Genomic DNA, 26550 nt, shown 5'->3' with positions numbered 1-26550 from the left:
CCCACCTAAATAGCCAGCTAGGCTATCAGCTCCTCAGCATAGTCCTGCTCATGGGACATTTCATAGGCGAGATACTCGCTCAGTTGCTGCACCTGCTCCGCAGTAAATTCTAAGCCAAGTTTCGTACGACGCCATAAGACATCCTCAGCGGTGCGTGCCCATTCGTGCTCGATCAAGTAATCCACTTCTTTTTGATACAAGTCCGCACCAAAGCAAGGACCTAACTCCATGAGGGAAGAGGCGCTGCCCAGCAACACGTAAGAAAGTGTGCCGTAGCTGGCGGTGAAGCGGCGTGCGAGACTTTCTGTTAGGAAAGGAAACTCTGCGATTAACTGCTTGGCAAACGCCTCATGATCATTGCTCATATCACCACCGGGGAGAGGGTGAGCATGGGTCCAAGGTTTGCCCATCTGTGGAAAGTAGTCTTTTAGATCGTGCATGGCGGATAGGGCCAGCTGACGATAAGTGGTGATCTTACCGCCAAAGATACTGAGCAGTGGTGCTTTGGCGTGTTCATCTTCCACATGTAAAGTGTAGTCGCGGGTAACGGCGGACGCATTGGCTGATTCATCATTTAAAAGTGGGCGCACACCGGAATAGGTCCAAACAATGTCTTCGCGGCTCAGTTGCTTTTTAAAATGCTGATTCGCCACATCTAAGATGTAATCCGCTTCCGCATCGCTGATGGCGACGTCTTTCGGATCCCCTTGGTACTCTTCGTCGGTGGTGCCAATGAGGGTGTATTGATCACGGTAAGGAATGGCAAACACGATGCGCTTATCGGCGTTTTGCATAATAAAAGCGTTGCTTTGCTCAAACAGTTTCGGCACCACCACATGGCTGCCTTTGATCATGCGAATGCCATAAGGCGCTTTGCGTTCCAGCTTGGTTTCAATAAAGCTCGATACCCAGGGGCCTGCGGCATTGATCAAGGCATTTGCGGTAAAGCGTTGGCGCTCTTGAGTAATAGTATTGACCACATCAATCACCCAGACACCGTCTTCACGACGGGCTGATTCACAGCGGGTGCGCGGCATAATCAATGCGCCACGCTCTTGCGCGCTCATGGCGTTGGCAATGACTAAGCGGGCATCGTCCACCCAGCAGTCGGAATATTCAAAGCCTTGGCTGATATCACTTTTGAGGGGGCTGTTTTCGTCATAGGCCACATTAAAGGAGCGCTCCAGCAACTCACGCTTACCAATGTGGTCATATAGGAACAGACCCAATCGAATCAGCCAAGCTGGGCGAAGGTGAGGGCGATGAGGCAATTGGAAACGCATCGGTGTCACCAAGTGCGGGGCGATTTTTAGCAATACTTCACGCTCGCCTAAGGCTTCATGGACTAAACGGAATTCATAGTGCTCAAGATAGCGCAGACCGCCATGGATTAACTTGCTGCTGGCCGATGACGTGGCGCTGGCCAAGTCATTCATTTCACACAAAGCGACGGATAACCCGCGTCCTGTGGCATCCGCTGCAATGCCAGTTCCATTAATGCCGCCGCCGACAATAAACAAGTCAAAATGAGAGTGTTCCATGGTCTACCTCTATCTCATCAGGAGTACAGACTGCCACTCCATGAGCTGATTGGATAATTGATTTTGGTCAATATTTAATCGATGCTAACCCTCTGTTTAAGGTATAGCAAGCTAAGTAGAGGCGACACTAGCAAGCTTTTATTGCAGAAAATGTGTTTATTTTCATGAAATGCAGGAGGAAACCGAGGAAATCATATTAAAGCGTTAATGCCGCGCTTATATTGAAAAACTAGATTTATACTAGAAGAAAAACCTGTCAGGACGACTTAAAAGAGAGTTCGATGTTATGAACCAATTTCTACTTGCGATCGACCAAGGCACCACCAGCAGCCGTGCCATTATTTTCAATCAAAAAGGCCAGATCATCGGCCAAGGCCAGCAAGAATTCCCGCAACACTTTCCCCATGACGGTTGGGTGGAGCATGATCCCAAAGACCTTTGGCAAACCACCTTGCAAGTCTGCAAAGACGCCTTGTTTGATGCGGATCTAAAGGCGGAAGACATCGTCAGCGCCGGTATTACTAATCAACGTGAAACCACTATTTTGTGGGATATCGACACCGGCCAACCAGTTTATAACGCCATTGTTTGGCAGGACCGTCGTACCAGCGATTATTGCCAAAGCTTGGTCGAGCAAGGTTACAGTGACAGTGTGCAACAAAAGACCGGATTGCTGATCGACCCTTATTTCTCCGCCACTAAGATTCGCTGGATCTTGGAAAACGTGGCAGGGGTTAAAGAACGTGCCGCCGCGGGCAAGATCGCCTTTGGCACGGTGGATTGCTACTTATTATGGTGTTTAAGCGATGGCCAAGCGCATCGCACCGATGCCACTAACGCCGCGCGTACCATGATTTTTAATATTCATACTCAAGAGTGGGATCAGGAGCTGATTGAGCTATTAGGTATTGGCGCGGTCAAGCTGCCTGAGGTGATGGATTCTAGCGCTGACTTTGGTGTGATCAGCGCCAAATGGCTGGGGGCTGAAATCCCAGTGCAGGGCATCGCAGGGGATCAACAAGCCGCTCTGTTTGGCCAAGCTTGTTTTGCTCCTGGAATGGTGAAAAGCACCTATGGCACTGGCTGTTTCTTGATTCTGAATACTGGCGATCAGGTGCTGAAATCGGAGCATAAGTTGCTTTCGACGGTTGCTTATCGCTTAGATGGTAAAGTCTCCTATGCCTTAGAAGGCAGTATCTTTGTTGCGGGGGCGGCGATCCAATGGTTGCGGGATGGCTTAAAGCTATTTTCCCATGCTTCGGAAACGGAAAGCTTGGCGCAACAAGCGTTAAACGCTGACACCGTGTACCTAGTGCCGGCTTTTACTGGGCTAGGCGCGCCTTACTGGGATCCAGATGCCCGTGGTGCCATGATCGGCTTAACTCGTGATACCAGTGTCTCGGACATCGTCAGTGCGGGATTGCGCTCGGTCTGTTATCAGACCAAAGATCTGGTAGATGCCATGGCCAAAGACGGCGCCCACTTTAACTCGCTGCGAGTGGATGGTGGCATGGTGGTGAACGATCTGGTGGTGCAGTTTCTAAGTGATTTATTAGGGATCACAGTCGAACGACCTAAAGTCACCGAAACCACGGCCTTGGGTGTAGCCTATTTAGCGGGTTTGAAAGCTGGTGTGTACGATTCTTTAGCGCAAATCAGTGAACTTTGGCAGGCCGAGTATGCCTTTCATCCAGAGATGGATCACGATAATCGAGAGAAGCTCTATCAAGGCTGGCGTAACGCCGTGCATCGTGTGCGCAGCAATTAAAACTGGGACTCCTATGATGTATGCCGAGGAATAAAAGCATTTACACGTGCGTTTACGCAAAAACCGTGCTTACAATAAAGCGGCAATATGGTCTTTAATTAAGAACAATAATTCTCTGATCTAATTGGATAAGGAAGACAACATGATTCGCGTGATTTATGAGTGGCATGTAAGCCGAGAAAACCTTGAAGCATTTTGTGAAGCGTGGCAACAAACCACTGTGTTGGTGCGTGAAATGTATCAAGGTGCCCACGGTAGTACATTGTTACAAGATGAGACTCGAGTCGATCATCTGCTCACCATAGCGCGCTGGAATTCAAATGAAGATTGGCGCAACTTTTGGACCTCAGATAATCCACCAGAAGTGACCCAAATGAGTAAGCTGGGGAACTTGGTTTCCGTCAAAGCGTATGAAGAGCTTGGAAATTATATTTCTAAGTAACGCGATAACTTGAATATTTTGAAGGGAAGCAGAAAGCAATATGAAACAGCTTGCAATGGCGGTCTTAATCGCAGGAAGCCTTTACCTTAGTGGTTGTGCCAGCACAGCGCCTACGACTATTTCACTGCCGTTGCAGCAAGCTTGGTTTAACGATCAAATCGTTTTTTACGTGACCACGGATGTGTCCGACCAAGCGATGGCACAAGCCATGGGAGCGAATTATGCCCCGCGCCTACGAGATGCGATGCCCAATTATCCCAAGCCACCACGACAAAAAACCGTGATCGAACGGGTCTATGGTTTCCCAAATGGTGAGCAACGTAATATTTTTCCCTCAGTGCCCACCCCAACCGGTTTTCAAAGCACAGATACTGCGTATTCGCCGATTTGGTTGATGTATGTAGTGAAGTGGGTTCATCCTAATGAGGCCATTGAACTGACTTCTGAAGACGCCCTGTTAGACGCCGAAGCTAAGGGACTCGTCACTATCGAGCGTACCGATATCGTGGTGAACTGCCCGATTGTATCGGCTGGCTAGCTTCCAAATATCAATTTTATCGACAACACTTAGGTGATGATGCGTTCAATTGAAACAGCCCATCACTCGGGCAATGTAGCCTTCTAAGTTTATTTACTGCTGAACAATACATGCCAGGCAGCACACATTCACAAGGGAAGGAATGATCCAATGGGGAAAATCATAGTCACGACCATTATTGGCCTCTTTACCGGAGCGGTCTATTTATCGGACCCATTTGGTTGGCTGTTTGGCGCTATGATCGGCCTTTCACTGGGGCAAGTTTGGCAGTTATCGCTACGGGTTAAAGGCTTAGAAAGGGAAGTCTCGCGTTTACAAACCAGCGCCCATAGAGAGCGCACGGCCGCCGCTGAACCGAGTGAGGAACCGACGGTGTCGGTAGCTGAAGCGCCAGTCTTTGAAACACAAAATTCGGATCAAGTTGAGTCACCGTCAGAGCCCGCCGCCGCTAAAACCGACGCGTCACAAGAAGCAGATCGTTGGCTCGATAAAAGCTTTAGCCGCGACAGTCGTGCCGATCGAGTGGCGCGTAAGTTTCAATTCCTTAGTCAGCTTACCGAACAGGTGCGCCGCTTCTTTACCCAAGGCAATCCCGTGGTGCGCGTGGGTATGTTGGTGTTGTTCTTTGGCCTAAGCTTTTTAGCCAAATACGCTTCCAGCGCGGGGTTATTCCCCATCGAAATGCGCTTAACAGTGATTGCCTTGATCGCCACCGCGTTACTGGTGATCGGCTGGTTTACCCGAGATCGGCACCATGGCTATGGTTTGATCTTACAAGGTGGGGGTATTGCCGCCTTGTATTTAACGATTTTCGCCGCGGGTAAATTTTACGATTTAATGCCAACTACTATGACCTTTGCTCTGATGACCGTGATCGTTATCTTTGGTGTGGCCTTAGCGGTATTACAAAGCGCCCAAGGGCTGGCGCTGATGGCGACCATTGGTGGTTTTCTCGCGCCGATCCTGACCTCCGATGGTTCAGGTAATCATGTGGCGCTGTTTAGTTTCTACTTGCTGTTAAACCTAGGCATCTTGGCAATTGCTTGGTTTAAAGCTTGGCGCTTGCTCAACTGGGTTGGCTTCTTATTTACCTTTGTTATTACCTCCTTGTGGAGTGTGCAAAGCTACCAAGCGCAATTCTACAATTCGACGCAGCCATTTCTGATTGCCTTCTTTTTGCTGTACCTCTTGGTGTCTGTGCTGTTTTCCATCAAGCAACCGCCAAAACTAACGGGGTTAGTAGACGGCAGCTTGGTGTTTGGCTTGCCGGTGGTCGCTTTTGGCCTGCAAACCTTATTACTCAAAGACTCCGAGTACGGCTTGCCGATTAGTGCTGTGATCCTCGCCGCGCTTTATCTTGCTCTGGCGGCACTGCTATTGAAGAAATATCAGCAGACCCATCGATTGCTCAGTGAGTCATTTATCGCGTTAGGGATTATCTTTTTGACCCTAGCCGTACCTTTAGCGCTGGATGCGAGCTGGACTTCAGCCACCTGGTGTATCGAAGCGGCGGGCCTTGTCTGGATTGGCGCTCGACAGCAACGTTGGTTAGCCCGTGCGGCGGGGTATTTACTCTATATTGCCGGTGCCGTGTCATTGCAGATAGACGGGCAAATGTATCTGATCGGGGCGGTGAAAATCTCGGATCAAGTATTGGGTTTAGTGATCCTATCACTTGCGGCGTTTTGCATTGGTCTGATTTTGCAACGTCATCGTGGCGTACTGACGCGCTATGAATGGAATCTTGAAAGCCTCTCTATCCTCGTGGGACTAGGGTGGTGGTATGCGGCGGGCAGTATCAAAATCGTCGATGAGCTGGCTCAAGAGCACCTCTTCTCAGGGATTATCTTGTTTGTCTCCTTATCGAGCTTAGTGTTCCTAGTACTGAGCCGTCGCTTGCAGTGGCCACATTTGTTAAATGCCGCCTACAGCTTGCTACCATTGGTGGCGATCTGGAGTGGTTTAAGTCTGCTTTTCTTTATGTTTGACGGTACTCAGTTTCATCCTTACCAAGGGCTCGGTGGACTGGCGTTCGTGTTCTTCGCTGGCGTGCAGTACACCTTTCTTTGGCTTAAAGGTAAGCAACATGCCGCTATGCCAGCGCTCAGGGCGTCGGAGCTGCTGGTGAAAAGCTGGCACGTACTTACGGTTTGGGGATTATTGGCAAGCTTAATTTGGGAAGTCAGCTGGTATCAATACATGATGCATTGGAATCAAGTCACTTCTTTGCTGATTTGGTTTGCGACCTTTACGGTTCCATTGCTGATCCTGATGAGATTACTAGCGCGTCCAGTTTGGCCGATTACTCAATACCGCGAAGTTTATAAAGATGTGGTGCCGATCCCCATGGTATTGCTGCTAATGCTCTGGTTCTACTCTGCTAGCTTCAACTCTGGGGCGACCCAGTGGTTCCACGTGCCTATCCTAAATCCAATGGATTTAGCGCAGCTGGCCATGGTGATCCTTATGGCCTACGCCTGCCGTCAGAGCATCATGGCCACCAAGCGTGTTCGACAAGGGCTGACCATGGCAGTGCCGCTGGTGCTGGGCTTTGTTTGGTTGAACCTCGTTTTATTAAGGGCGCTGCATCACTTTATTGAGGTGCCATACAACAGCTACGCACTGTGGTATTCCAGCACGGTACAAATGTCTTTATCGATTCTTTGGAGTCTGTGTGCCTTGGTGATTATGAATGTTTCCCGTCGCCAGCAAAGTCGCAATATCTGGCTGTTGGGCGTCAGTGTGCTAGGGGTGGTGCTGTTAAAACTCTTTACCATCGACCTGCAAGATACTGGCAACCTCACACGTATTATTTCGTTTATGGTGGTAGGCGGATTGATGCTACTGATTGGCTACTTATCGCCGATTCCAAGCCGCGCACCAGCGGACGCTGAATCTGAAAAAGAGGAGTCCGCATCATGAGAAATCCCCTCAACATCAGTGCTCGTTGGCCGGCGATGGTGCTTAGTTTACTGGGTAGCCAAGTGCTTTGGGCTCAGGATGATGTCACGCCGCTGTATGACATTGCGCCTGCAACTGAGTCTTCTAATGTCTATCTAGAAGCCTCGTTACCGGCTGAGATCTATCGCTATACGGACAGTGCTCAGCTTAGCGATATCCTAGTACTGGATCGCGACGGCGCGGTGCTGCCATCGCGCATTCGCACAGCCGATCCAGACGAAGCACCAGAGCCTGACATCATTGGGCTAAATTTCTTTCCGGTTCGGGTCGGCACGCCTTTAACCGGTGCCATGCTCCAAGGCAAAACCCAGCTGCAGATTGATAAGGGTTCGATTGCCATTTCCGTGGATCAAACGGATGCCAAACCTGCCCCAGAAGAATACTTCTATCTGATCGATTTACGTGAGCAAGACCAAGCGCTAAACAGCCTTGAGCTCAGCTGGCCGACAGATCCATCGAGTCAGTACTTGGCGGTGCATGTCAGCGGTAGTCAGGATCTAAGCAACTGGCAGCGTGTGGCTCGTGATACCTTGGTTCAGCTTGAAAAGGGTGATTACCGCTTGTTGCGCAACAGCATTGAGCTTAAGGGTAAGGCGCAACACTATGACTTCCTACGCATAGAGTTTCCGAACAATCCTGAAGTGCCTCTCACGGCTGTGGAAGCCAGCCTGCCCCTGCCAGTGGCAACAGTGCCGGAACTGAGTTGGAGCCTTGCAGGGACTTTGTCAGAGCAACAGGACTCGGTCTCGAACAATCTTGGTCCTGTCAGTGCGTGGCAGTATGTGCGCGAGGACAAAGCCCCCATTCAGCAGCTAAGCCTAGATTTGGGTGAGACGGCTTATGGCGATAGCGTGCGGCTGTATTCGCGTCAAACGGCCCAAGACCCGTGGCGTTGGCGCTACCGTGGTGTTTGGTTTAACGCCAAAGTCGGCGATGACTGGCAACAGAGCAAAGCGGTTAACCTGTCGCGCAATACGGATCCAGAGTGGCGCGTGGAGCTTGCCAATGGTCTACAAGATCAGCTGACGCCAACCATCGTGTTTCATCATCCACAGCAAATCCTACAATTTATCGCCAATAACAATGGCCCTTACCGTATCGGCAAAACCGCGGAAGTGCCCCAGCAAAATGCCTCCAAAAGTGTCTTTGCTCAGTTATTAGGGGAGAACGATATTGAGTGGGCAAGGGTGGATCTCAAGCCGCTGGAAAATGTCAGCTTGCCTAAGGAAAAGCCGCCCAAGCAAAACTGGACCGACATTGTGTTTTGGCTCAGCTTAGCCGTGGCGGTGATGGTCTTGTTGTACTTTGCGATCAAGCTATTGCGTCAGTTGCCGCAGCAAAACTCTGAGAACTAAACGAAAAAACGGAGCCCTGTGCTAAACAGGGCTCCGTTTTTTATGGATAACTCGCAGCTTTGAATTAAGCGTTAAACAAGCTATTAAACAGCTTCAAACCTTCTTCTTTGCCGCCTTTGTTGTAGGCATCTAGTAGGGCGGAACCGATAATCGCCACGTCGGCTTTGCCTTTTAGTGCGTCTACATGGGCTTTTTCACGGATACCAAAACCCACACCAATCGGTGCATTCGAGTGTTCATTGATTTCCGCTAGGTACTCATCTAACGACTGCTGCGGGCCGCCGTTATGGTTGGAGTTACCTGTTACGCCAGAGCGTGCCACGCAGTACAAGAAACCGCGTGCTTCGCTCGCCAAGAACGCCAAACGATCTTTTGGTGTGACCGGCGTTACCAACCATACTGGATCAACACCGTTTGCCGCGCAGTATTCACGCAGATCGCCCGCTTGCTCGTATGGCAGATCTGGTAGGATCAAACCAAGAATGTTTTCCTCGGCACAACGTTTTACCAGCTTTTCCAAACCGTAGCGGTACATTGGGTTTAAGTAGCTCATTAGAGCGATACGTGCTTGAGGGAAATCACGACCCAATTGACCGATGTCTTTCAAGCATTGCTCAACCGTTAACGTCTGTTCATGCAGTGCGCCGTGACACGCCGCCACAATCGTCGGGCCATCCGCCACTGGATCGGAGAACGGGAACTGTACTTCGATAAAATCCGCGCCTGCTTCTAACAGCGTCGCCATCCAATCCAAACTTTCTTTTACAGAAGGGTAGCCATAAACCACGTGTGTCATAGACAGGATTGGCTTTTGCTGACGTTTCTCAGCGATGTATTGTGCTAACTGACTCATGCTTACGCTTCCCCTTCGTTGTCTGTATTGTAGTCTGCCATGTAATCTTCCAAGAACTCAGGGAAGGTTGCATCGTTCATGGCTTTCGCCACGTTAAAGATGTCTTTATCGCCACGGCCTGACAAGTTGATCACGATACGTGATTCTTTTGGCAAGTTGGCCGCATCTTTAAACGCACCCGCTAGAGCGTGTGACGATTCCAATGCTGGGATAATGCCTTCTTTTTTCAGTAGCAAAGAACACGCTTCCACCACTTCGTCGTCCATCGCGTAGGTCATCTGAATGCGACCTTCTTGCGCCAAGTGAGCAATGATGGGGGACACGCCCACGTAATCTAGACCCGCCGCGATAGAATGTGTTTCTTGTAGCTGACCGTTTTCATCTTGTAAGAACATGGTTGCAAAGCCTTGCGCGATGCCTTTTTGACCCAAACCGTTGGATAGACGGATCGAGTGCTGGCCTAGCTCCAAGCCTTTACCGCCGGCTTCAACGCCGACCATTTCTACTTGTTTTTCCTCTAGGAATGGCAAGAACAAACCACAGGCATTGGAACCGCCACCCACACACGCGTACAAGCGATCAGGGTATTGGCCAAACTGCGCCATACTTTGCTCTTTCACTTCTTCACCGATCACCGACTGGAAGAACGCCACCATCTCTGGGAACGGCGCACAACCACAAGTCGTACCGATCAGGTAGTGGCTGTCTTCATGGCTTGAAGACCAGTCACGTAATGCTTCGTCCAAGGCGTCACGCAGCGTCTGCGCACCTTCGGCAACAGGGACAACTGTCGCGCCCAACTGCTTCATCCAGAACACGTTCGGGTACTGACGCTTCACGTCTTTGGCACCCATGTAAATGGTACATTCAAGGCCCAAACGCGCTGCGATCAACGCCGTTGCCACACCGTGCTGACCGGCACCGGTTTCCGCGATCACACGCTTTTTACCCATACGCTTCACCAACAGCGCTTGGCCGATTACGTTGTTCATCTTATGCGCGCCAGACTGGTTTAAGTCTTCACGTTTTAGATAAATCTGCGCACCGCCAAAGTGATCCGTTAGGTTCTTGCAAAACGTCAACGGCGTAGGGCGGCCAGAATAGTTCTGCCAAGTGTCCTTCAACTCCGCAATAAACGCTGGATCGTTCTTCGCCTCTTCAAAAGCGTGAAGAATTTGCTGCTGGCTAGAGTAGAGAATCTCAGGGATGTAACTTCCACCAAACTCACCGTAGTAACCATTATTGCTTTGCATGAAAGACTCCTATCGGATGAAACAATGCCCCTTGGCATCAAAATTAATAACTAAACGATGAGGTAAAATTAATAGAGAAAAAGCCCACCGTCAACCATTTTTATTTACCATATCGTTTAGTTAATAAGTTGACTGGATTTCAGCCCCTGTAGGAGCGGTCTCCGACCCGCGACCAAACCAATAACCTCCACGACAAACCGAAGCTCCAAAGCCGTACGAGCGGACTCCGTTCCGCGATCAAACCAGCAACCTCCGCGATAAATCGAAGAATCAAAGCCGTAGGACCTCGGTCCCCGAGGGGGCAATCTGCTATCTAGGAAATTTTTCTAGGATGCTGATAACCAGCTTTGGCTTAACCAACCGCTTTGCTGCGCCATTCCATGCAATTCAATTTGCTTGCGCCTGTCTCGTCTCATTCTTCGACACCGACACTTTTATTTGTAGATAGCGCGCAAATCAAACGCGTGGAATACCGCTTACTGGCTCTTGTAGGAGCGGTCTCCGAACCGCGATCAAACCAGCAATCCCTGCGATAAATCGAAAAATCAAAGCTGTAGGACCTCGGTTCCCGAGGGATGAATCTTGCAATCTAATAGGTATCGCTAGGCTGCTGAAAATCAGCTTCGGCTTCACCAACCGCTTTGCTGCGCCATTCCATGCAATTCAATTTGCTTGCGCCTGTCTCGTCTCATTCTTCGACACCGACGCGTCAGCGCAAATCAAACGCATGGAACACCGCCAATAGGCTCGCGTAGGAACGGTCTGATACCCGCGACAGTGTGGTTAAAATAAGTAATTGTTTTAAATAGAAAAGCTGTTTATTGGGAACGTCATAGAATTCGGGTATTGTCTGTCTATTAAGCGTCAAGGATGACAATTTCTCGTTTCATTCTTGGATTGCGCGCTGATGTCAGATAAAAAAGCATATGAAAAATTAAATTGTTATGTGCTGAAAAACTCAATTAGAAAAAGAGGGAAATGATGGACAGATTTCTGATTAATATGGCAATTGTACGCGTCAACTGGGACAAAAAAGGTACAGATATTCTGGATAATTATGTTCCTCTTGTTCATGAAACGTTAGCAAGCATAGAAAATGAAGTTTTCTCTGTTGATGAGTTTAAAGAGAAGTTTGTTGAGTTTGCAGAGTTTAAAATACCAACAGGTGCGGTTCTTAGCTTGCTAAAGCGAGCTAGTAGTAAATATCAATTGCTTGAAAAGCAATCTGGAGGTATCTATAAAATTAATCGAGATGCTATTAAAACTAGTAATTTTTCGAGTATAAGGGATGCAGAGCAAAGAAGATACAATCTTTTAGTTAAAAAATTTGTTGATTTTAGTCGAGAGTTCCACAGTGTCGATATTGACTCAGAAGGTGCTTCGAAATATTTCTTTGAAGTTTTATACGATATTTCACCTCAACTATTTGTAAACCTTAATGATGCTGATGTTTTAAAAGAAGAGCATTCTGACAAAAATAAGTATCTCGTATCTAGATTTATTGATCACTCCAATAAATACGATCAAGAGTCGTTTGAGTCTATTCTTTCGTTCGTTCGTGGATCAATGCTAACGGAAACATTCTACTATTCTCAAAACCCGAGTGATGTTACTAATAAGCCGTTAAAAAGAGTTGTAGTTTATTTTGATACCCAGTTTTTAGTCAGAGTGCTTGGGTTTTCACAAAAGGAGCTTTGTCTACCCTGTGAAGAGTTAATGGAAATGCTGGCTGAAATGGGAGTTAAAACTCGGTGTTTTGACCATACTATCGAGGAGCTAAAAGGTATCTTCTTTGCTGCTCTTAATCAGCTAGATCAGTATGGACGGTTAAAGCCTAATAAACCAAGTGATGTGTTTGATTATATAAATCAAAAGGCTATTACACCTTCTGATTTATTGATCACTATGAATAGTCTGGAAGAAAAGCTCAATCAGAAAGGGATCTATGTTGAAGAAAGACCAGAAATACTAGAAGCGTACTCTATAGATGAACAAGCACTTTCTGATAAATTATCTAGTGTATTTGAAAATCAATCAGATAAAGCTCGCTCACATGATATTGCTTGTTTGCAAGCCATATATCAAATGAGACTGGGTAAAAAACAAGACTATCTTGATAGATGTAAAGCTATTTTCATAACAACTAATTCTCAATTGGCAAGGTTGTCAACTTTATTCTTCAATGAGCAGTATGGTCATTCTAATGCCTCAATTTGTATGGCTGATCATGTATTCACCTCCTTGGTATGGATGAAATCAGTTAAGAAAATTGAAAATTTACCTAAAGATAGACTGGTTGCAAATTGCTATTCAGCACTATTGCCATCTGAATCATTATGGGCTGAATACCTTAAGGAAGTGAATAGACTTAAGGATAAAGGGGAAATTAGTGAGCATGATTACCATGTATTAATACACAGCATGACAGCTAGAGAACAGTTGATGGATCAAGTCTTTTCATCTGAAGATAATATGTTTGGCTCAGTGAGCACAATTCTTGATAATGCTAAGAAAATTTATACTGATGAATTAGGTGAAAGGCTACAAAAAGCAGAGGAAAAACTAGAAAATCAGGCAGGGAAATTTGATGAGTTCATTGGTAAAGTTTCTGGGGTTATTGAAAAATTCACCCTGTACGCAATTATGCTTTTTTGGTTTTCTGTATTGATTTATGCATTAGTGTTTACATCACCCGAATCAATTTCGGATTTGAAAAATATAACGGTTAAATCAATATTTTTTAGCTTTCTAATTCTGATCACAATATTAAACTTGGTTTTTGGATTTAGATTGATTGACCTTGGTAAATCTTTTTCAAGTACTGTTAGTCTTAAAGCGGCATCTAAAATTAGATCGTTCATAGAAAGTAAATGAACAATTTTGGTTAGGTGAAAATTACGAGTAATCGGGGTCAGATGAAAATTAAGATCATCTGCCTCAAAGCCAATCACCAAACAATCAGACTCAGATGAAAACCACCCACTGGAGCAAACCATGCTGCATGTATTTGACGCAAAACACGTAAACAATCGGGGTCAGATGAAAATTGATCTTCATCTGATCCTCGATATACCCCAAGCAAAATCAATCAAGCCCACGTTGCTTGCTCTCGTATGACTGCTGTCAATTCTCCTAACCCAATCACTAGGCATTATAGTTATTCAATTATTGGGTTAAGGAGAACCCTATGCCAATCATTAGCCGATTTTATGGAATAATCATCGCAATGTACTTTAATGATCATAATCCGCCTCATTTCCATGCTAAATATGCAGGTATGGAAGCTCTATTTGGTTTTGATGGCAGTTTGTTAGAAGGCCAACTACCCAAGCGTGCTGAATCGTTTGTACAAGAGTGGATCTCTTTACATCACCACGAACTTGAGGAAAACTGGGAGCGTGCGAGATCGGGGCAGCCTTTGATAAACATAGCCCCCTTGGAGTAAGTTATGTTGCATGTAATAGACGCTAAATATGTATCTGACTACCGTATCTGGGTGTCTTTCGACGACGGCTCTGACGGTGTTGTGAATCTATCAAACCTTTTAAAGGGGCCTATATTTGCACCCCTTCAAGAACTCGATCAGTTTAAGGCGTTTACTGTCGACCCTGAGCTGGAAACGGTAGTTTGGTCAAACGGTGCGGATTTAGCACCGGAGTTTTTAAAAGCCCATCTAGAGCCTAATCATTAGGCCCTAATTCATCGAGTACAGAAGAGGTAGGGCAGTTTTAACCAAAAAGCACTGAGCGCATTGAAATAGAACCTGCCTGAAATCCCTCATGAGGAAACTGAATGGTATCTGACTCGGTGCTGGCTCCCAGTGCATACAGCAAAGGGACATAATGTTCGATGGTGGGGTGCGACTTGCCCCATAATGAATGTTTCGTTTTATCTCGTGCCAGCAGCTCCGGTATGTTGCGATCAAGCAGGCCCTCTTTTATCAGCGCATCAAAGTCTTCTGCCCAACTTGGCGTTACTGGGTTGTCGGAGCGGTCGGTTTGTCGCAGGTTATGGACAATGTTACCGCTGGCCAAAATCAACACACCTTCGCGGCGTAATTGCTGCAGTGCTGAGGCTAATTCCAAATGCTCATGCATATACATGCTCGCACCCATGGCGAGCTGGAGCACTGGAATCTCTGCGTTGGGGTAAAGGTGATGCAACACCGTCCAAGCACCATGATCTAACCCACGTGTAGGATTTACGCCCGCTTGGTATTGGCTAAGCGTGTCGGCGATCTGCGTGGCCAGCTCAGGGTGGCCGTCACATGGATAACGGATGTCATACAATGCTTGAGGAAAACCACCAAAGTCGTAAATCGTTTCAGGCTTACTCACGGCACTGAGTGTTGGGGCCTTGTCTACCCAATGGGCTGAGACCACTAATATGGCGCGTGGTGTCGGAAGGGTTTGCCCTAATTGCGTGAGATGCCGTGTAAAAGGATTGTCTTGTACCGCATTCATTGGCGAGCCATGGCCGATAAAAAGCACTGGCATGAGTGACGGTTGAGGAGCAGCGGAAAGTAGTGTTGGCTTTGCTACGGCGTGCAGTGCGACAACAGACATTACGGCTTTAATAAGGTCTCGGCGTTTCATGGCAGTCCTTTGTTGTTTTATCGTGTTCTGTCGATCCGGAGTTGGAAACGGTAGTTTGGTCGAACGGTGCGGATTTAGCACCAGAGTTTTTAAAAAAGCATTTAGAGCCTAACCATTAGGTAAAAGCTAAATTAAAGAATGATTTTCACATCACGATAGAAGTTCTCATGAGAGCCTAAAGCGATAAGTTCTAGAGTAACGGTCCCATCTTCGTAGCTGTAACCAAGCAAGGTAAGCTGATTTACCATTTTAAATTTATGCACACGAAGAAAGGATAAATCGCCTTTCTTTTGTTGTCCTAAAAGCGGGTCTTCGATTAACTCTTTAATCGCGTTATCAAGATCCGCTTTTTGGTTATTGTGTAGTTTTTTAACGGCTTTTTTGAAGGTAGGTGTTTGAAGAACTTGGGTGATTTTAGCCAAAGCTATATTCCTCAAGTTTACCTGCTTCTTTCTCCGCTTGAGCAATGATTGCTTGCTTTACAAACTCATAAGGCAAATCTGGGTTATCTTCCATCATTTCACCGATCTTAGCCCAGTGCTCAATTTGTTTCGGTGTCGTGCGGTTTAGGGCTTTAGCCATAATCGCAGCTTTATCAACCAAATCTTGGTCAAGTCGAATGCTTGCAGTAGACATAGTAGAGTCTCCTTAGTGTTTTAAAGAAGTGTAGCGGATTGCTACAATAGTGGCAATGTGAGACAAGAAATGGATGGGTGCTCTTCAGAACTACCCACAGCAATGCTCGGACCATATGTGTTGATAGGTGATTAAGGTTTTGCTAGGCGAGGAGCTGTTTCGTTTTTACTGATCTTAGGCCGCTGTTGATAGCCTGCGTTTTGGTAGTAGTTGGATAAGATTAATTCTGTACCAACTGCCGCGTGGGGGCATTTTAACCTTATTGGTATCTGAGGGTGTTTTTAATATAGGCAGCAATTGAATAGCTCTGAGGCACAGTCAACTGAGTAAAGGTTGGCATTTTCTTATTGTCTTTATGCTTACGTCGTATTGCATCTGCAATTTCATTGAGACTTAATTCTGTATCCTTTATACGGGGTACACCGATTAGAAACTGGCCTGTGCCCCTAGAACGATGACAGCTGGCGCAATAACTTTCATAAAGCTCTTTGCCACCCTGCATTGTGGTTTTTTTATCGTTGTAATCTGAGCACCCAGCCAGTGAAACAAGTACAAGTGTCATGAGCCATAATTTCATGGCGCCTACTCCATATAAAGGATCTACCCATTATCGTAGGGACTATGTTGGGAATATGTAGTAGAAAATGATGTTTTATGTTGCCGTTGGTAAATTCTAGTTCAATAGGGGGTAGATGAAAGTTTGGCCTATCTACCCCTAAGTATTAGGGCCCTGATGGTCATCAAGGCCTTTGTTGGGGCGAAACGATCACTCCTCCTCAACACTCCCGATCCGCGCCAGTCTCTCTTGCTCTTCTTTAAGCGCTTCTTGGATCTCTAACATGACAGCATCCACATCGGCGGCTTCAGTCGGTTCATCAAAGTGACCGGTTAACTCGGTATCAGGGGTCAGCTTGCCTGACTCATAGATGTCCCAAATTTCTTTGGCGTACTGAGTCGTTAATAGTTCAGGTGCGAATTGGCCGTAGTAATCGCGCATATTGTTGATATCACGCTCGAGCATCCATTCGGCATGGTTGTTGGCGACGGCATCGACCGCTTGAGGGAGGTCGATGATCACAGGACCATCTTGGTCGACTAGCACGTTAAATTCGGATAAGTCACCATGCACGAGGCCTGCGCAGAGCATGCGCACCACATCGCGGATGATTTGCGTGTGCTGGGTGAGGGCTTCTTCTTGGGTGAGTTTGACGTCGTTTAAACGAGGTGCCACATCGCCGTCTGCGTCGGTGATCAGTTCCATCAGCAGCACCCCATCAATACAGCCATAAGGCTTAGGCACACGAACATCGGCTTGGGCCAGTTTGTAGAGCGCATCGACTTCGGCGTTATGCCATAGGGCCTCTTGCTCTTCACGGCCGTATTTCGAGCCTTTTTCCATGGCACGTGCTTGACGACTGTTACGTACTTTGCGGCCTTCACGGTATTGCACCGCTTGTTTGAAGCTGCGTTTTCCCGCGTCCTTATAAACCTTGGCGCAACGAATCTCTGACCCACAACGGACCATAAACACTGTCGCTTCTTTACCGCTCATCAGTTGGCTGAGTACTTCATCGATTAAGCCGTCTTCAATAAGGGGTTGTAGCCTTTTCGGGGTCTTCATGACGTTCCTTTTGTTGTTGAGGGATAGGCATTTATGTGTTTAACGCCAGAGTATCTGACGCCTTGGTGGGATATACAAGGGTAAGGTGGACAAACCTTTCTCGACAAGCCAAGGTAAATGACGTAAACAAGGGGCCTAATCAAGAGAGATAAGCAAAGAGCAACGCGATGCAACGCCCAACCAAAGAACAGATTAATGAAATGCCAACCTATCAAGGGTTAGCCATGGCCGATATTTTGGTGATTGAAAACGAAGATGACGCGGCAGAGGCACTGGCTGTATTACGCCAGCAAGTGAGCGTTGGTTATGACACGGAAAGCAAACCGATTTTCAAAAAGGGCGAGGTGAGCCCTGGGCCGACCTTGATCCAACTGGCGACACCGACGCAGGGCTTTTTATTCCCAACACGTTTTCCGGTGGCGCTTGAGGCGGCAGCAGAAATCTTGGCCAATCCACAGATTCAAAAAGTGGGCTTTGGTCTAAAAGACGATAACCGTGAATTGCGCGGCAAGCTTGGCATCAGCATTGTCAATACAGAAGACCTAGCCAAGACTTTGAAGCGCTTAGCGGGCGAAAAGAATGATATTGGTGCCAGAGCCGGGGTTGCTATGGTGTTGCACGCGCGATTGGGTAAAGGGGCACAGAAATCTAATTGGGGCGCGTATCCCTTGAGTGAAAGCCAAATCCTGTATGCGGCCAACGATGCCCATTCGGCGATTTGTATTCAACACAAGATCAAAGAGCTTTAGCCGTTAGGTGCTTGTATTTAGAGGCTGATGAAATTTAAGGCTAGTTTCATCTGACCTCATTGGCTTCTGTTAGTGTCGAGTAGGCCGTGACTTGATTACGGCCATGATGCTTTGAAAAATACAGAGCTTTGTCGGCTTGAGCCAGTAACAAGTCTAGGGTTGCGCTGCCCTGCGGTTTTTCAATCACCCCCATGCTGGCGGTAAACTGAATGGGTGATGGTTCATGTGCAAGCTCGATTTGACTGACGGTTTGTCTGAGACGTTCGGCTATGCGGACTGCTTCCTCTTCTCCAGTATTCGGCAAAATCACGGCAAATTCTTCGCCACCTAAACGGCCGATGATATCGGTTGAGCTAAGGCTGTTTTTTAGCGCGTCTGCAAAGGCGATCAGAGCCTGGTCTCCCATAGCGTGACCATAGGTGTCGTTAAGACGTTTGAAGTAATCAATATCGATCATGATCAAGCTAAGCGAACAATGTTGTGTGTCCGCTTGGTTGAGTAATGCCTGCCCAGCATCAAAAAATGCGCGACGATTACAGAGTTTGGTGAGTGGGTCGGTATAGGCTAATCGCTCGGCGTTTTCCTTTGCTAGCTCAAGGTCTCGCGTTCGAACTTTAACCTTCTCATCTAGCTCTTGGTTTAGCGTAATCAATTCGAGTTGGTTTTTATTCACTCGCTGAATCATCTGGTTATAGCTGTCCTTTAGGATGAGTAACTCGTTTTCATCCGTCCAGTTAATCGCTAAATCTACCGGTTTGGGTGATTGTGTGTCTTGTTGATGGATCTTGAGTGTGAATTCTTTAAGTGGTTTACCAAGGTATTTATTAATAAAGAAATAAATAATAAACCAGAGCATACAGGTTTTGATGATCGAGTTAACTAAGATAAGAATGAAGCCATATTTTAGTCGCGCAAAAACCAGCTGGTCATTTGAATAAAGTGTGACTCTACCCAATGGAATCGTCTGATCAAACGCCGGTCCTTGGTAATAAATCGGGAACTCGTGATCGAAAAGGGCTTGTGAACCCAGGCCTGTGAGTGTTTGTTCGGTGGGCTGACCTTTGGTGTCGTAGTATTCAACCTGATGCTGTTCATTGAACACAGCGCCGATGTGAAAATCCATTTTATGGTCAATCGAGCTGACTTTGATGCCGACTACGATAGGCAGGTTGTACATGCCCTGTAGAATCGATTGCAGGAGCTCTTGATTGTAAGTCCAAACAGAATCGGAAATTCCCTTACCGAAGGTGGACGGCAAGGTTTGAATCTCATCATAGAATTCTTTTTTGGTATTTTCGTACTCTTTATAAAGCTGTACCACGGTGACCAAAACGGCCACCAAAAAGTACACGCCAAAGATCACCAGCAGTAGGTGCAGGGCAATCGATCGTCGGTAATGCTTTAGCAATGATTGCATTTAACAAGCCTTGGCTGTTTTATGAGGGCAGTTTATTGGGCTTGCCAATCTTGAATGCCATAACGATCGAGCAGTTTCTGCAGGCGTCCGTCTTCGCGCATTTTCAGCGTTTCTTCGGACACGATTTTCGCGTATTCAGCAGATTTAGGGTTTTCCGGTGAAAAACTGGTGTAGACGTCGATCACCACATCCGTCGTTCCAGTGACTTTTAGTTGATCGGCTTGCCCCATTTGCTGAGCTTTGTATTCTAAGACGCTTTTATCTTCGATGACGGCGGTGAGGCGGCCATTGATCAGCATTTCCAGCAAGCGTTCTAACGGCTTTTCACCGGTAATGGCGAGCACGTTTTCAGGGTTTTGATTTAGATAATCCATCACCGTCGGATCCACATAGTCATAGCCTTTAATGACGCCAATTAACGCTGCCTGCTCAAGTGATGCTTTGCCGGTATAACTCCAATTTGAGTCTTTTTGGCTAAAGAAGGTGCTGTTGCTTTTACCTAGGGCAAAGTCTGGATACACAAAATCGGGGGCTTCTTCACGGAAGCAGGCCATGGTGCCGTCAAGTTTGCCTTCTCTAACCAATTGCAGTCCACGGGAATAGGACACCTCAACAAACTCGACTTTATGTCCTTTTGCTTCCAAGGTTTCCACCAGCAAATCCCCTAAGTAACCCACCTTGCCTTGGTTTTGGCTGGCGATGCAGTCGTAAGGACACCATTCGTCAGTGGCGATTCTTAGCGTATCTGACGAAGCGGAAGTCGAAAAAAGAGTCATAACACTTGCTAACAAGACGCCAGAATAGAGCGCTCTTTTTGTTTGTTTAGTTTGCGACGGCATGATTATTTCCCTATGCGATTATCTTCTAAATGTATATTAGCTTTATTGCAATAGTAGAGTTGTCGCAGAGGGTAGCCTTCGCTGTTCTGAAAATATACAGCTTTTTAGTAAGGGTATGCAGGCAAGGTGTAACGATTTGTGTGTATGTCCACAAGTTCGCTTATTGATGAGCTGCGTTAAGTAGGCGCGATACTTTATCTTTCAAAATTGGCAAGACTTCGGCTTCAAACCATGGATTTTGCTTCAGCCAGCGGTTATTTCTTGGGCTTGGGTGAGGGAGTGCGATTTTGCCTTGTTCTAACCAATAGGCCCATCTTTGGACTTGTTCCGTTACCGTGCCGGAGTGGTTCATATAATACGCTTGGGCATGACTTCCCAGCACAATGGTCAACTTGATCTGGGTTAACTGATCGAGCAAACGTTCATGCCAGGTAGCAGCGCATTCCGGCCTTGGTGGTAGATCGCCAGATATTTGCCCCTCTTTAGCGCCGCTTTTGAAAAAGGTATTACCAGGGAAGCAAAATCCCATCGGCACGATAGCGACTTGCTGAGCATCGTAAAACTCACTTTTGTTAAGTCCTAACCAATCACGCAGGCGATCGCCGCTTGGGTCATCAAATGGCCGGCCAGCGTAATGAGCTTTTCGTCCCGGAGCTTGTCCTGCAATGAGTAGACGTGCATCAGGGTGTATCTGAAGAATGGGTTTAGGAGGTAAGGGCAGTGCTGCGGCGCATTGCTGGCAATTCTGAATGTCGTGTTGTAACTGTGAAAAAGATGCCTTGCCCATGACCTTACCCCGCTGAAGCGTTATTGATTTGCTGCATACTCTTTAATCGCATGGAAGCGTAGCTTGGCTTGTTTAGGCAGGGTTTCGGGAATGGTGAATTCTTGAATGTCTCCCTCACCCGCTTGGATGATCATCACCATGCCCATTGTTAGGTGAGGGGCGCATTCTACGCCATAGAATCCTGTTTCATTGATGGTCATGGTTATCGGTTGGTTGATCTGGCCGCGGTAGCGGTTTGCACCCCGAGGGATCATGTAGTTTATAGTGACCGCGTTGTGGCCATAATCAGTCGGTTCAAAGGTCACGGTATCGCCCACTTCGACTTTTAAAAAGCTTGGCTCAAAGGCCATGGTGCCCCATTTGTTTTGGTTCAGCATTTTTACTGTATGCTCTGCTGCTAAGGCGGCTGATGTCATGCAGGTCAGTGTGAGTGTCAGAAGGAGTCGTTGTAACATGGTGGCCCTCAAGTTTTGTAAAACTGCTACCTTAGCATATTGTGTTTTGAGCATTACCTCCCTTTAAAATTTCTTTGCCTTAGGTAACGATACACTACGAAATGACACATGTTTTCATGCCTTGCGTCATGTATTTTCGGCGTTAGCAATGATTTGGTTATAAAAAAAGCTTATTCTTATGGGCTTATATGAAATTATGCTAATAAAAAGGATAGGGATAGATTTATGTGGACTCGATTTAGTCGGCACATATTAGCCAGCGTTTTTCTATTGCTCGTATCGTTGAGTGCTAACGCAGCAGATAAGAAAATCGCCTATCTGGTCTCAGACTTGCGTATTCCATTTTGGGAGATTATGTGGCGTGGCGCCCAGTTTCATTCCCAAGAGCTGGGTTACGAAATCCAAGTTTACTCGGCACAAAACAGTGCCAAATTAGAACTACAGAATACTGTCGCTGCAATCCGCTCTGGTGTCGATGGTATCGTCTTATCTCCCACCAATTCCTCTGCTGCAGTGACCATTCTAGGATTGGCTGAACAAGCAAATATCCCTGTAGTGATCTCTGATATCGGTACCCAAGGGGGGGAGTTCGTTTCTTATATTGAGTCCAACAATTTTAACGGTGCATATCAATTAGGTCAGGTTTTGGCACAGGCCATGACAAGCGAGCCTCGTTACCAAGGCAGTGTGGGTATTATTGCGATACCTCAAAAACGTAAGAATGGACAATTACGTACCGAAGGCTTTTTAAAAGCCCTCAACCAAGCTGACATCAAGACTTCTGATATCCGCCAACAGGTGGATTTTTCCTATGATGAGACCTACCGCTTTGCAAAGGACTTGATCGCCAAAGATGACACGATGAAAGCGTTATGGCTGCAAGGCTCGGATCGATATCAAGCTGCTTTGGACGCGATTCGAGATAGCGGTAAGGCCGGCAAGGTTCTGTTGATTTGCTTTGATGCTGAACCAGAATTTATCGACATGATTCGTCAAGGGGAGCTAGTTGCTTCAGGCATGCAACAACCTTTCCTAATGGGCAGCCAAGCGGCAGAGACGCTAAATCAATATTGGCAAGGTGAAACGGTGAAGAAAATACAGCAGTTAGAGGTACTGGCTGTGTCTGCGCAGAATTTAGATCAGCTTTTACCCATCATTCAGCGTAATGTGTTGGGCATTACTTCTAGCAGTGAGTAGTTATTTTTCATGAGCGCTAAGTCGTCACCAAAGAAAAAGTCGCTGTTCGTGATCGTAAGTAGTGCCATCATGCTGCTGGTGTCGCTGCTTTTCATGGCCAATTCTTACTATTTCTATCAAATTCAGAAAGAACAGTTAGAGATGGAAATCATTGGGCAGTCGAAAGAGAGTGCGAGCCGTCTAAGCCGCATTTTGACGCCTTTTATCGACTCCTATCAAATTAATGAATACCAGAAGCTGGTGCAAAGCGAGATTCTGACCTCTAACCATTATGCGCTATCAGCCATCTTGTTGGATGACTTTAATATGGCCAATATTGTTGGCCAAGAGCATTATATAACTGGGCGGATTCGAGAGTCTTTGGTGCAAAGCCGAGAGTATTCGGTGTTCAATGCAGACGACCAAGCGGTGTTGGCTGAAGCATATCATAGTAACGTCACTGACATCTTTTCGGACAGCGGAGAGCTGATTGGACGCTTGTTTATCTACGTTAACGATAAAGCCCTGCAGAGCAACATTGAAAAGCTGTTTTTTAATACCTTGGTCATTACACTGGCTTTGCTACTGTTGCTTTTAGTGACCTTGTATTTCCTCTTACAAAATCTACTGATTAATCCGTTGAGCCATTTTGCAAGGGTCATTGCCGACTCGAGTGAAGAGGGTATTCCTCGCTCGCCTATGCCGGATTCGGCTTACCGTGAGATTGACGACTTATCCGATACGGTAAGTGATATGGTCAACACCATTACCATTGCACAGGAAAAGCTTAAGCAGGAGCGTCTGGAGTTAGAAAACGTTATCAATGGCACCAGAACTGGAACTTGGTACTGGCATATTCCTTCTGGGCATACTCACTTTAATGAACGCTGGGCCAGGATGGTCGGCTATACGCGAGAAGAGCTGCACCCGATCTCTATTGATACTTGGATGTCGTTAGTACACCCCGATGATGCGAAACATTCTGAGAATGCACTAAATGCCTACTTCAATGGGGAAACCGAGTTTTACGAATGCGAGGCGCGTATGCGCCATAAAGATGGCCATTGGATATGGGTATTGGATCGTGGTCAGGTTTTTCAATGGAATGAGAAGGGCGAGCCCATCGACATGTTTGGCACCCATCAGGACATTACCGCCCGCAAACAAAATGAGGTGGAACTGGCGCTTGCGGCGAGTGTTTACAAGCAGGTACACGAAGGCATTTTGATTTCCAATGTGGAAGGCAAGATTGTCGATGTGAACGATGCCTTTACTCGGATAACTGGTTACAGTCGAGAGGAAGTCATCGGTGAGCGGCCGAACCTGCTGAAGTCTGGTCGTCATGATAAAAGCTTCTACGATAAGTTGTGGCAGACCTTACGAACAGAGGGCGTATGGACCGGTGAAATTTGGAATAAGCGCAAAAACGGTGATATTTACCCTGAGCTCATTACCATCAGTGCGGTGAAGGATAACTATGGAGAGCTGACTCACTATGTGGCGTTATTTTCGGATATTACTTCTTTAAAAGAGCATGAGTATCAGCTTGAGCGTATTGCACATTATGACAGCCTAACAGGCTTGCCTAATCGCTTTTTATTCCGCGACCGTTTGCGTGTTGCCATGTCGCGCGCGAAAAGTCGTCGCGAGAAACTAGCCTTACTGTTTTTAGACTTAGATGGTTTTAAGGAAGTAAATGATTCCTATGGGCATGAGGTTGGTGATCAGCTTCTTATCTACTTAGCAAATAAAATCAGTAGCTTACTACGCAGTGAGGATACCTTTGCACGCATTGGTGGGGATGAGTTTATTCTTATTCTGCCGGATGTTTTACAAGGCAATATGCTAGAGAAGACACTGCACAATTTGCTCGATTGCATTGCATTACCCAGCAAGCTGAACGGCTATGATGTCCAGGTGACCTCCAGTATCGGTGTCGCTATTTACCCAGATGATGAAGACATCGACGCCGATCAGCTGATTCGTCAAGCAGACCAAGCCATGTACACTGCCAAGCTAGCAGGTAAAAATGTGTATCGCTTCTTTGATCCTGAGCAAGACCGGTCGATTCGAGGCTTCCATGAAAACGTTACCCGCTTATCCGAAGCGCTTGCTGCGCATGAGTTTGAACTCTACTACCAACCGAAAGTAAATCTACGCACCTCTGAAGTGATCGGTTTTGAGGCTTTGTTGCGCTGGAATCATCCAGAAAAAGGGGTATTGCCTCCAGGGATCTTTTTGCCGGATATCGAAGGTGAGCCGCTTATGGTTGAGATAGGCGAGTGGACCATTCGACAGGCCTTGGCGCAGTTAGCGGCTTGGCAAACGACTGAGCTGCAGTTACCGATCAGCGTCAACATCTCGGCCATTCACCTGCAGCAAAATAATTTTGTCGACGCGCTAGAAAGCGTGTTGATGGAATACCCTAATGTGGATCCTAAGTACCTTGAATTTGAAGTGTTAGAAACCAGCGCTTTGGAAAATATGGAGCAGGTGCAGCTGATCATCCACCACTGCGATGATCTGGGTATAGAGTTCTCGATTGATGACTTTGGTACGGGTTATTCGAGTCTGTCTTACTTAAAGCATATCCCAGCGAAAACCCTGAAAATTGACCAGAGTTTTGTCAAACATATGAGCGACGAAAACGACGATCGATTGATCCTAGAGGGGATTGTCGGTTTGGCCAAAGCCTTCCGCAAAAAAGTCATCGCCGAAGGCTTAGAGGAAATGAAATACGCCGATTTATTGCTAGAACTTGGCTGTGAATACGCCCAAGGTTACGGCATTGCCTACCCAATGCGAGCCGAGGAAGTGCCGCAATGGTTGGAAAGATGGCAGGTGGCTCAGCAACCACTGATTGGCAACGTTCAAAAATAATGCTCAATCGAAAGATAACGCTGGCGGATATGTTCGATTAAGAGCTTGAGTTTTTTCGGCAGTTGGCGGGTGAAGGGATACACGGCGTAGATGCCGAGCACCTTGCCAACTTGCTCCGGTAGGATGTCAATGATCTCACCACTTCTTAGTTCATGGTACACCAAGCAACGGGGCACATAGGCAATGCCTCGGCCACCGAGTGCGGCTTTTCGTAGGGCTGAGGCGTTATCACTGGAAAACGAGCCGGAGACCTTGATGGTGTAATTTTGATCTTTGCCTTTGAACTGCCATTCATTGGCACCATTGGTCTGATAGGAATACAGCAGGCAATTATGGTGTAGCAAGTCTTCGGGCGTTTCAGGACGGCCATAACGTTTGATGTAGGACGGGGAGGCGCACACGATCCAGTGTGAATCCAAAATATAACGCGCAATCAAACTCGAATCTTCGAGGTAGCCTGTTCGAATCACCAAGTCGTAACCATCTTTTACTAGGTCAACAAACTGGTTGTCCAACGACATGTCGACACTTAGCCCTGGGTGCATTTGGCAAAACTCTGCGACCGCATCAGCAAGCAGTAGCTCACCAGAGATGGTCGGCACGGACATTTTGATATGACCTTGAATCGACTCACCAAAGCCTGCGACGGCGTTCGTAGCTTCTTGGGCTGCAAGAGCCACTTAC

At 47.0% G+C, this 26550-nt stretch carries 24 protein-coding genes; 11 read left to right on the top strand and 13 right to left on the bottom strand.

The features are described from left to right. Positions 1 to 17 precede the first annotated feature (17 nt). Positions 18 to 1541 carry a glycerol-3-phosphate dehydrogenase gene (gene glpD, locus ACOSVP_RS05615; RefSeq protein ID WP_487346508.1) on the bottom strand — a complete coding sequence of 508 codons (1524 nt, stop codon included), beginning with the start codon at positions 1539 to 1541 and terminating at the stop codon, positions 18 to 20. Positions 1542 to 1827: 286 nt separating this feature from the next. On the opposite strand from glpD, the gene glpK reads away from it, so the two are divergent. From glpK to ACOSVP_RS05590, 5 genes are all read left to right on the top strand, one after another. Further along, on the top strand, positions 1828 to 3309 hold the full coding sequence (gene glpK / locus ACOSVP_RS05610; RefSeq protein ID WP_487346507.1) for a glycerol kinase GlpK: 1482 nt from the start codon (positions 1828 to 1830) through the stop codon (positions 3307 to 3309). 142 nt (positions 3310 to 3451) lie between these two features. Next, positions 3452 to 3751: an antibiotic biosynthesis monooxygenase family protein gene (locus ACOSVP_RS05605; RefSeq protein WP_487346506.1), complete on the top strand. Its 300-nt coding sequence runs from the start codon at positions 3452 to 3454 to the stop codon at positions 3749 to 3751. 40 nt (positions 3752 to 3791) lie between these two features. Continuing rightward, a complete protein-coding gene (locus tag ACOSVP_RS05600) occupies positions 3792 to 4289 on the top strand; it encodes a DUF7482 domain-containing protein (protein ID WP_487346505.1) in 498 nt (165 codons plus the stop codon). Between the two features lie 150 nt (positions 4290 to 4439). Next, positions 4440 to 7211: a DUF2339 domain-containing protein gene (locus tag ACOSVP_RS05595; RefSeq protein WP_487346504.1), complete on the top strand. Its 2772-nt coding sequence runs from the start codon at positions 4440 to 4442 to the stop codon at positions 7209 to 7211. Next, positions 7208 to 8605, top strand: a complete 1398-nt coding sequence (locus ACOSVP_RS05590; RefSeq protein WP_487346503.1) for a DUF3999 family protein — start codon at positions 7208 to 7210, stop codon at positions 8603 to 8605. Before ACOSVP_RS05595 ends, ACOSVP_RS05590 begins: the two co-directional genes overlap by 4 nt. 64 nt (positions 8606 to 8669) lie before the next feature. On the opposite strand, the gene trpA is transcribed toward ACOSVP_RS05590, so the two are convergent. Both trpA and trpB read right to left on the bottom strand, forming a co-directional pair. Beyond that, the gene (gene trpA / locus ACOSVP_RS05585) at positions 8670 to 9458 is read right to left on the bottom strand and encodes a tryptophan synthase subunit alpha (RefSeq protein WP_487346502.1); all 789 of its coding nucleotides are present in this window, start codon (positions 9456 to 9458) and stop codon (positions 8670 to 8672) included. Between the two features lie 2 nt (positions 9459 to 9460). Further along, the gene (trpB, locus tag ACOSVP_RS05580; protein ID WP_487346501.1) at positions 9461 to 10711 is read right to left on the bottom strand and encodes a tryptophan synthase subunit beta; all 1251 of its coding nucleotides are present in this window, start codon (positions 10709 to 10711) and stop codon (positions 9461 to 9463) included. Positions 10712 to 11689: 978 nt separating this feature from the next. Here trpB and ACOSVP_RS05575 point away from each other — a divergent pair. The 3 genes from ACOSVP_RS05575 to ACOSVP_RS05565 all read left to right on the top strand — a co-directional run bounded on the left by ACOSVP_RS05575 (position 11690) and on the right by ACOSVP_RS05565 (position 14402). After that, positions 11690 to 13585: a hypothetical protein gene (locus ACOSVP_RS05575; RefSeq protein WP_487346500.1), complete on the top strand. Its 1896-nt coding sequence runs from the start codon at positions 11690 to 11692 to the stop codon at positions 13583 to 13585. Positions 13586 to 13898: 313 nt separating this feature from the next. After that, entirely contained in the window at positions 13899 to 14156 is a 258-nt protein-coding gene (locus ACOSVP_RS05570; protein WP_487346499.1) for a DUF4160 domain-containing protein, read from the top strand. A gap of 3 nt (positions 14157 to 14159) precedes the next feature. Beyond that, positions 14160 to 14402, top strand: a complete 243-nt coding sequence (locus ACOSVP_RS05565; RefSeq protein WP_487346498.1) for a DUF2442 domain-containing protein — start codon at positions 14160 to 14162, stop codon at positions 14400 to 14402. Positions 14403 to 14439: 37 nt separating this feature from the next. On the opposite strand, the gene ygiD is transcribed toward ACOSVP_RS05565, so the two are convergent. The 5 genes from ygiD to ACOSVP_RS05540 all read right to left on the bottom strand — a co-directional run bounded on the left by ygiD (position 14440) and on the right by ACOSVP_RS05540 (position 17563). Then, entirely contained in the window at positions 14440 to 15306 is an 867-nt protein-coding gene (gene ygiD, locus ACOSVP_RS05560) for a 4,5-DOPA-extradiol-dioxygenase (protein ID WP_487346497.1), read from the bottom strand. Positions 15307 to 15437: 131 nt separating this feature from the next. After that, positions 15438 to 15728: a type II toxin-antitoxin system RelE/ParE family toxin gene (locus ACOSVP_RS05555; protein ID WP_487346496.1), complete on the bottom strand. Its 291-nt coding sequence runs from the start codon at positions 15726 to 15728 to the stop codon at positions 15438 to 15440. Beyond that, on the bottom strand, positions 15721 to 15942 hold the full coding sequence (locus tag ACOSVP_RS05550) for a TA system antitoxin ParD family protein (RefSeq protein ID WP_055463185.1): 222 nt from the start codon (positions 15940 to 15942) through the stop codon (positions 15721 to 15723). The genes ACOSVP_RS05555 and ACOSVP_RS05550 overlap by 8 nt, the downstream gene beginning before the upstream one ends. Positions 15943 to 16201: 259 nt before the next feature. Beyond that, the gene (locus ACOSVP_RS05545; RefSeq protein WP_487346495.1) at positions 16202 to 16519 is read right to left on the bottom strand and encodes a c-type cytochrome; all 318 of its coding nucleotides are present in this window, start codon (positions 16517 to 16519) and stop codon (positions 16202 to 16204) included. 189 nt (positions 16520 to 16708) lie between these two features. Continuing rightward, positions 16709 to 17563, bottom strand: a complete 855-nt coding sequence (locus ACOSVP_RS05540) for a PA4780 family RIO1-like protein kinase (protein WP_487346494.1) — start codon at positions 17561 to 17563, stop codon at positions 16709 to 16711. A 167-nt stretch (positions 17564 to 17730) separates the two neighbouring features. Here ACOSVP_RS05540 and ACOSVP_RS05535 point away from each other — a divergent pair, with 167 nt between their 5' ends. Further along, positions 17731 to 18312: a 3'-5' exonuclease gene (locus tag ACOSVP_RS05535; RefSeq protein WP_487346493.1), complete on the top strand. Its 582-nt coding sequence runs from the start codon at positions 17731 to 17733 to the stop codon at positions 18310 to 18312. Between the two features lie 46 nt (positions 18313 to 18358). Here the strand turns inward: ACOSVP_RS05535 and ACOSVP_RS05530 are convergent, their stop codons facing one another. The 4 genes from ACOSVP_RS05530 to ACOSVP_RS05515 all read right to left on the bottom strand — a co-directional run bounded on the left by ACOSVP_RS05530 (position 18359) and on the right by ACOSVP_RS05515 (position 21810). After that, the gene (locus ACOSVP_RS05530; protein ID WP_487346492.1) at positions 18359 to 19729 is read right to left on the bottom strand and encodes a GGDEF domain-containing protein; all 1371 of its coding nucleotides are present in this window, start codon (positions 19727 to 19729) and stop codon (positions 18359 to 18361) included. Between the two features lie 32 nt (positions 19730 to 19761). After that, positions 19762 to 20505 (bottom strand): substrate-binding periplasmic protein, encoded by a 744-nt coding sequence (locus tag ACOSVP_RS05525; RefSeq protein WP_487346491.1) that lies wholly within the window; start codon positions 20503 to 20505, stop codon positions 19762 to 19764. A 223-nt stretch (positions 20506 to 20728) separates the two neighbouring features. Continuing rightward, positions 20729 to 21355, bottom strand: coding sequence for a uracil-DNA glycosylase family protein (locus ACOSVP_RS05520; RefSeq protein ID WP_487346490.1), 627 nt, complete (start codon positions 21353 to 21355; stop codon positions 20729 to 20731). A gap of 20 nt (positions 21356 to 21375) precedes the next feature. Further along, a complete protein-coding gene (locus ACOSVP_RS05515; protein WP_487346489.1) occupies positions 21376 to 21810 on the bottom strand; it encodes a pseudoazurin in 435 nt (144 codons plus the stop codon). A 225-nt stretch (positions 21811 to 22035) separates the two neighbouring features. Between ACOSVP_RS05515 and ACOSVP_RS05510 the strand changes: the two genes are divergently transcribed. Beyond that, complete coding sequence (locus tag ACOSVP_RS05510; protein WP_487346488.1) at positions 22036 to 23007, top strand: substrate-binding domain-containing protein; 972 nt, start codon at positions 22036 to 22038, stop codon at positions 23005 to 23007. Between the two features lie 9 nt (positions 23008 to 23016). Beyond that, entirely contained in the window at positions 23017 to 25866 is a 2850-nt protein-coding gene (locus ACOSVP_RS05505; RefSeq protein WP_487346487.1) for a bifunctional diguanylate cyclase/phosphodiesterase, read from the top strand. Here ACOSVP_RS05505 and ACOSVP_RS05500 read toward each other — a convergent pair. Continuing rightward, positions 25857 to 26546: a substrate binding domain-containing protein gene (locus ACOSVP_RS05500; RefSeq protein ID WP_487346486.1), complete on the bottom strand. Its 690-nt coding sequence runs from the start codon at positions 26544 to 26546 to the stop codon at positions 25857 to 25859. The two genes, ACOSVP_RS05505 and ACOSVP_RS05500, sit on opposite strands and share 10 nt — an antisense overlap. Positions 26547 to 26550 lie beyond the last annotated feature (4 nt).

This window comes from Marinomonas sp. HM11-D (genome assembly GCF_057626615.1).
This window is presented reverse-complemented; position numbering and strand designations above follow the sequence as displayed.